The sequence below is a fragment of the Luteibacter sp. genome, from assembly GCF_036500425.1.
In the GTDB taxonomy this organism is placed as follows: domain Bacteria; phylum Pseudomonadota; class Gammaproteobacteria; order Xanthomonadales; family Rhodanobacteraceae; genus Luteibacter.
In genome coordinates, this window is sequence record NZ_DASYCB010000027.1 from 22,014 (window position 1) to 28,340 (window position 6,327).

A 6,327-nucleotide genomic window follows, 5' to 3' on the forward strand; every position below is an offset into this window, starting at 1 on the left:
TCAGTCCTCGATTTTTTCGAGCAGTTCCATCCATTCAAACTCAAGCGATTCTTTCTCGCCACGCAGCTCGGCCTGGCGCTGGCCCAGGCGTGCAAGTTCCGACGTCGGCCCACCATAGACCGCTGGATCGGCGAGCTTGGTCGCGATGCCTGTGAGTTCCTTATCCATCGACTCGACCAGCGATTCGATCTTCTTCACGCGGGCACGTAGCGGCTTTTCTTTCTCGCGTTCGTCGGCGGTGAGCTTACGCTTCTCTTTCGGTTTGTCCTTCACCGGCGCATCGGCCGGTGCGGAAGCGACGGCCGCTGTTTTGCGGGTCGTCGCGCGCGTGCGCAACCACTTGGCGTAATCATCGAGATCGCCATCGAAGGGGCTGACATCGCCATCGGCGACACGCCAAAACTCATCGCAGACCATGCCAAGCAGGTGACGATCATGCGAGACCAGCACCAGCGCGCCGTCGAAATCCGACAACGCATCGGCAAGCGCTTCACGCATGTCGAGGTCGAGATGGTTGGTCGGTTCGTCGAGCAGCAACAGGTTCGGCTTGTCCCAGGCGATCAGGGCCAGCGCCAGACGCGCACGTTCGCCACCAGAAAACGCATCGACATGTTCAAACACGCGATCAGCCGGGAAATTCCACGTACCGAGGTAATCGCGCAGTACCTGCTGGCCCGCATTCGGCGCCTTCTCCTGCAGGTGATCGAATGCGCTCCAGCCATCGTGCAGGCTTTCCACGGTGTGCTGGGCGAAATAGCCGATCTTCATGTCCTTGTGGAACGGACGCTCGCCGGTCATCGGCTCGAGCTCGCCGACCAGCGACTTCACCATGGTGGATTTGCCGGCGCCGTTCGGGCCGAGCAGGCCGATCCGGTCGCCCGCCTCCAGGCCAAAGGCGATGTCCTTCAGCACCACGCGATCGCCATAGCCGGCATCGACATGGTCGAGACGCAGCATAGAGGTCGGCAGGCGGTCCGGCTTGGGGAAGCTGAAGCTGAAGGCCCGCTCGGCACGCACGGCTTCTGTGCCGCTCATCTTTTCCAGACGCTTCATGCGCGACTGCGCCTGCTTCGCCTTGCTGGCTTTCGCCTTGAAGCGATCGATGAAGGACTGCAGGTGCGCGCGCTCGGCCTGCTCACGCACATGCGCGATCTGCTGCTGGCGCAGGTGTTCGGCGCGCTGGCGTTCGAACTGCGAGTAGTTGCCCGTGTACAGCTTGGCCGTACCGTCGTGCAGGTGCATGGTGTGCGTGGTGACCGCATCGAGGAACTCGCGGTCATGCGAAATGATCAGCAGGGTGCCCTGGTAGCGGCGCAGCCACTCTTCGAGCCAGAGCACGGCATCGAGATCAAGATGGTTGGTCGGCTCATCGAGCAACAGCAGATCCGAAGGAGCCATCAGTGCGCGAGCCAGGTTGAGGCGCACGCGCCAGCCACCCGAGAACGAGGCGACCGCCTGTTCATGGGTGGACGGATCGAAGCCCAGGCCATGCAGCAGGCGACCGGCACGGGCACGGCCGTCGTAGCCATTGACCTCTTCGATGCGCAGGTGGGCCATGGCGACCGCTTCGAGATCGCCGGCATCGTAGGCATCCTGCTCGGCCTTCAGGGCCGCCGCGACCTCCACATCGCCACCAAGCACGTAGTCGATCGCGGCATCGGGCAAAGCCGGGGTTTCCTGGGCCACGGAGGCCATGCGCACCTTCGACGGCATGTCGAGGTCGCCCTTCTCCGGCTCCAGCTCGCCCTTGAGCGCGGCGAACAGGGTGGATTTGCCGCACCCGTTGCGGCCGATGACGGCCAGGCTCCATCCGGTCTGGATGGTCAGGTCCATGTTATCGAGCAAGGTACGGGTGCCCCGGCGCAGGGCGAGGTTACGAAAGGAGATCATGGCGAGCCGAAGAAGGCGAAAGGCGACTGCACATGATAGCTGCCCTGCCCGCCCGCGTCGCCCGAATGCGACCTGGGCCACAGCCGTGACAATGGCTACGCCCCGCCCATGGCGCGATATCCGGCGATCTGTTAAAACGCTGTCCTGCGCCGCATGGGGAGCGCGACGGAGCCATCATGAATACCTTCAAGCCTGTTTTCACCGCGATCGCCCTGGCCTTCGTGGCCGTTGCCGCCGCCCCGTCCGCCCGCGCGGGCGATTCCCTCCTGATGCAGCGGGTGCAGCAGGAGAAGGGCATGAGCCTGCCGACCAAGGGCATGAGCATGGCCGATGTGGAGCGCCGCTTCGGTGCGCCGACCTCCAGGCTGGATGCCCGCGGTGGCGGCAGCCACAAGCAGCCGGTCATCAACCGCTGGATGTATCCGGGCTATATCGTCTACTTCGAAAAGAGCCATGTGATCCACACGGTGCTGAATACGCCCGCGGGCAACAACACCAACCCGCAGAACCCGAAATAACCGGTCGGGCAACGGTCATCGGGAAGCCTTACAATAGAGGGCTTCCCTTTCCCGATCCCGCCCGCCATGACGAATCCTGCCGCTTACCGCCTGCCCGCCGAATGGGAGCCGCAGGCCGGTGTCCTCATTGCCTGGCCGCATGCTGGCACGGATTGGGCCGAGCGCCTGGCCGGCGTCGAGACCACCTACGTGGCCCTGGCTGCGGCGGTCACCCGCTTCGAGCCCCTGCACATCATCGTCGCCGACGAAACGCTGCGCGAACGCGCCCGCCTTTCGATTGAGCAGGCTGGCGGCGACATGTCGCGCGTGCACTTCATCGAACTGCCCTACGACGACACCTGGCTGCGCGACTCCGGCCCGATCACCCTGACCGGCCCGAATGGCGTGCTGCTCAACGACTACCGCTTCACTGGCTGGGGCGGCAAGTTCGGCGCCGAGCAGGATGACGCGATCATCGCCGGCCTGCTCGAACGCGGCGTGCTGAGCGGCCTGCCGCACAAGCGCATCGACTGGGCACTGGAAGGCGGCGGTATCGAGAGCGACGGCAAGGGCACGATCCTCACCACCTGGAAATGCCTGGTCCAGCGCCACCCGGATCTCTCCCGCGAATCGATGACCGACACACTGGCGACCACCCTGCACGCCAACCGCGTGCTCTGGCTGGAGCATGGCTATCTTGAAGGCGACGACACCGACGCCCATATCGATACGCTCGCGCGCTTCAGCCCGGATGGCGGCATCGTTTACCAGGCTTGCGACGACGCCAGCGATCCGCACTTCGAGGAACTGGGCCAGATGGCCTCCGAACTCGCCGAGCTGCGTTCGCCGGAAGGTAAGCCGTACCCGCTGCACCCCCTGCCCTGGGCCCAGCCGATCATCGACGAAGGCCGCCGGCTTGCAGCGTCCTACGCGAACTACCTGATCGTGAATGGCGCAGTGCTGGTGCCGGCCTACGGCGACCGCGTCGACGCGGATGCGGCCCGGATCATCGGGCTGGCCCACCCAGGGCGCGAAGTGGTGCAGGTGCCGTGCCGTCCGTTGATCTGGCAGAACGGCAGCCTGCACTGCATCACCATGCAGTTGCCCGCCGATATCGCCAAGTAAGCTTTTCGAGGAAAGACAGCCATGACCCGCAAGACCCTCAAGGTCGCCCTCCTCCAGGAAACCGATCGCGGTAGCCGCGATGCCAACCTCGATGCGATCGAGGCGGGCCTGCGCGACGCCGCGAAAGCCGGCGTCGAACTGGTGCTGCTGCAGGAACTGCACAACGGCCCGTACTTCTGCCAGCACGAGAGCGTGGCGGAGTTCGATCGCGCCGAGACCATCCCCGGCCCAGGCACCGAGCGCATCGGCAAGCTGGCCGAGGAGCTCAAGCTCGTCGTCATCGCATCGATCTTCGAGAAGCGCGCTACCGGCCTGTACCACAACACCGCCGTGGTCTTCGATCGTTCGGCTGTCATCGCGGGCAAGTACCGCAAGATGCACATTCCCGATGATCCGGCGTTCTACGAGAAGTTTTACTTCACCCCGGGCGACCTGGGCTTCGATCCGATCCCGACCTCGGTCGGCAAGCTCGGCGTGCTCGTGTGCTGGGACCAGTGGTACCCGGAAGCCGCGCGCCTGATGGCGCTGGCCGGCGCCGATATCCTGTTCTATCCCACGGCCATCGGCTGGGACCCTAACGATGACGACGCCGAGAAGGCGCGCCAGCGCGAGGCATGGATTACCGTACAGCGCGGCCATGCCGTAGCCAATGGCCTGCCCCTGCTCTCGTGCAACCGCACGGGCTACGAGGCGGATCCGTCGGGCGTCGGCAGTGGCATCCAGTTCTGGGGCTCCAGCTTCGTCGCGGGTCCTCAGGGTGAGTTCCTGGCCCAGGCCGGTGTGGAGGGTCGCGAGCTGCTCATCGTCGATGTCGACATGGAGCGTAGCGAGCACGTACGTCGCATCTGGCCGTTCCTGCGTGATCGCCGCATCGATGCGTATGCCGACCTCACCAAGCGTTACCGCGATTAACCCCTAAGGACACCCGACGCGCATGCAGCCCGCCGAGCACGACGCCTCCCTCCCCGCGGCCCTGGAAGGCCAGCCCATCGAGCGCATGCGGCGCGACGGGGTCGATTACGTCATCCTCGGCACGGCGCACGTTTCGCGCGCCAGCGTCGATGCGGTGAATGCCCTGCTCGAGACCGAGCACTTCGATGCCGTGGCTGTCGAGCTCTGCGCTAGCCGCGCACAAGGCATCCGCGATCCGGAAGCGTTCAAGCAGATGGACCTGTTCCAGGTCATCCGCCAGGGCAAGGCCGGCATGGTTGCGGCGAGCCTGGTGCTCGGCTCGTTCCAGAAACGCCTGGCCGCGCAGTACGGCATCGAGCCGGGCGCGGAAATGAAAGCGGCCATGGATGGCGCGGATGCGCGCAGCGTGCCGGTGTGGCTGGTCGATCGCGAAGTGGGCACGACGTTGAAGCGTGCGTGGCGTAGCGTCGGCTTCTTCCAGCGCTTTGGGCTGCTGGCCGGCATGCTCGGCAGCGTGTTCGAGCGCGAGGACATCGCCGAAGAAGATATCGAGAAACTCAAGCAATCCGATCTGCTCGAGAGCGCCTTCAGCGATTTCGCGAAGGAGTCGGCACCGCTGTACCGCGCGCTGATCGCCGAACGCGATGAGTTCATGGCCGCGAAGCTGCGTGAATACGGCGATCGCATGGATGGGGCTGCGCCCAGCCGCAAGGTGCTGGTCGTGATCGGCGCCGGCCACCTCAAGGGCATGAGCCACGAACTGGGGCACCAGCATGGGGTCCCCTCCGCGCTGGCCGATGACCTCGCGGTGACGCCGCCGGCCGCGAAGTGGCCGAAGTACCTGGCCGTGGGCGTGGTCCTGGCGATTTTTGCCGTCATTGGTTATGCCTTCTACCGCAACCCCAGCCTGGGCAAGGAAGCGCTGCTGAACTGGGTGCTGCTTACTGGCGGCCTTTCGGCCCTGGGCGCGCTGATCGCGGGCGGACACCCGCTTAGCATCATCGCGGCGTTTATCGCGGGGCCGATCAAGCCATTCCGCCCGGGCATTCCTTCCGGTGCGGTCAGCGCCATGGTCGAGGCGTGGATCCGCAAGCCGCGCGTGGTCGATTTCGAGCAGTTGCGCGATGACATCACGCACTGGACCGGCTGGTGGAAGAACCGCGTGGCCCGGACGTTGCTGAATTTCTTCCTGGTGTGTATTGGGACGATTGCGGGCGAGTACATCGCGGGCATCCATATCATCCGGTCGTTGCTGTAACCCTGCCCGGTTGTCGGCTGCGGGAAGGCGCCTCTATACTCCAAGGGCTGTTTCACCCCCGGCCCCGCCCGGTACCCAGGGAATCATTGATGAAGCGTCTGTATCTGTACGGTCTGATCGCTGTAGCCATGTGCGCAACCACCGCGCACGCAGAAGGGGATAAAACCAGAGGTCGCCAGCTTGTGTACACCTGCCAGGGGTGTCACGGCGTGCCCGGTTATTCCAACGTCTACCCCTCGTACCATGTGCCGCACATCGCTGGCCAGAACGAGCAGTACATCGTCAACGCGCTGAAGGACTACCAGAAGGGTTTCGCGGCGCCTGGCACCGGCCGCTCGCACCCCACCATGGGTGCCCAGGCCGAGAGCTTGTCGGATAAAGATATCGCCGACATCGCCGCCTACCTTTCCAGTCTCGCCAAGTAAGCCGCCGAGGACGCATGATGATCCGTGGGTTCACCCTGACTCTCATCGGCGCCGCCCTGGCGCTGACCGCAACCGCTTCGCTGGCTAACGGCGACCCCGCCGCGGGCTCCAAGAAGATCGCCACCTGCGTCGCCTGCCACGGCAAGGATGGCAACTCGGTCGATCCGCAGTACCCGCGCCTTGCCGGCCAGTACGCCGACTACATGGCCCAGGCCCTGCA

General features: G+C 64.8%; 7 protein-coding genes. 6 read left to right on the forward strand and 1 reads right to left on the reverse strand.

Annotated features, from left to right (window positions below; genetic code table 11):
- A complete protein-coding gene (locus VGN46_RS06770) occupies positions 1-1,890 on the reverse strand; it encodes an ABC-F family ATP-binding cassette domain-containing protein (protein WP_331642008.1) in 1,890 nt (629 codons plus the stop codon).
- 176 nt (positions 1,891-2,066) lie between these two features.
- Between VGN46_RS06770 and VGN46_RS06775 the strand changes: the two genes are divergently transcribed.
- From VGN46_RS06775 to VGN46_RS06800, 6 genes are all read left to right on the forward strand, one after another.
- Positions 2,067-2,408 carry a hypothetical protein gene (locus tag VGN46_RS06775; protein WP_331642010.1) on the forward strand — a complete coding sequence of 114 codons (342 nt, stop codon included), beginning with the start codon at positions 2,067-2,069 and terminating at the stop codon, positions 2,406-2,408.
- Between the two features lie 66 nt (positions 2,409-2,474).
- Positions 2,475-3,512 (forward strand): agmatine deiminase family protein, encoded by a 1,038-nt coding sequence (locus VGN46_RS06780; protein ID WP_331642012.1) that lies wholly within the window; start codon positions 2,475-2,477, stop codon positions 3,510-3,512.
- A gap of 21 nt (positions 3,513-3,533) precedes the next feature.
- Positions 3,534-4,424 (forward strand): carbon-nitrogen hydrolase, encoded by an 891-nt coding sequence (locus VGN46_RS06785; RefSeq protein WP_331642014.1) that lies wholly within the window; start codon positions 3,534-3,536, stop codon positions 4,422-4,424.
- 22 nt (positions 4,425-4,446) lie between these two features.
- Positions 4,447-5,682 carry a TraB/GumN family protein gene (locus tag VGN46_RS06790; RefSeq protein WP_331642016.1) on the forward strand — a complete coding sequence of 412 codons (1,236 nt, stop codon included), beginning with the start codon at positions 4,447-4,449 and terminating at the stop codon, positions 5,680-5,682.
- A gap of 89 nt (positions 5,683-5,771) precedes the next feature.
- Entirely contained in the window at positions 5,772-6,107 is a 336-nt protein-coding gene (locus VGN46_RS06795) for a cytochrome c (protein ID WP_331642017.1), read from the forward strand.
- A gap of 14 nt (positions 6,108-6,121) precedes the next feature.
- Positions 6,122-6,327 (forward strand): c-type cytochrome (locus VGN46_RS06800; protein ID WP_331642019.1); only part of this gene is annotated, 206 nt, incomplete at its 3' end.

Bases quoted from the DNA above. Each gene is read 5' to 3' on its own strand.
- VGN46_RS06795 (WP_331642017.1), top strand. From the start codon at position 5,772: ATGAAGCGTCTGTATCTGTACGGTCTGATCGCTGTAGCCATGTGCGCA.
- VGN46_RS06780 (WP_331642012.1), top strand. From the start codon at position 2,475: ATGACGAATCCTGCCGCTTACCGCCTGCCCGCCGAATGGGAGCCGCAG.
- VGN46_RS06785 (WP_331642014.1), top strand. From the start codon at position 3,534: ATGACCCGCAAGACCCTCAAGGTCGCCCTCCTCCAGGAAACCGATCGC.
- VGN46_RS06770 (WP_331642008.1), bottom strand. From the start codon at position 1,890: ATGATCTCCTTTCGTAACCTCGCCCTGCGCCGGGGCACCCGTACCTTG.
- VGN46_RS06790 (WP_331642016.1), top strand. From the start codon at position 4,447: ATGCAGCCCGCCGAGCACGACGCCTCCCTCCCCGCGGCCCTGGAAGGC.
- VGN46_RS06775 (WP_331642010.1), top strand. From the start codon at position 2,067: ATGAATACCTTCAAGCCTGTTTTCACCGCGATCGCCCTGGCCTTCGTG.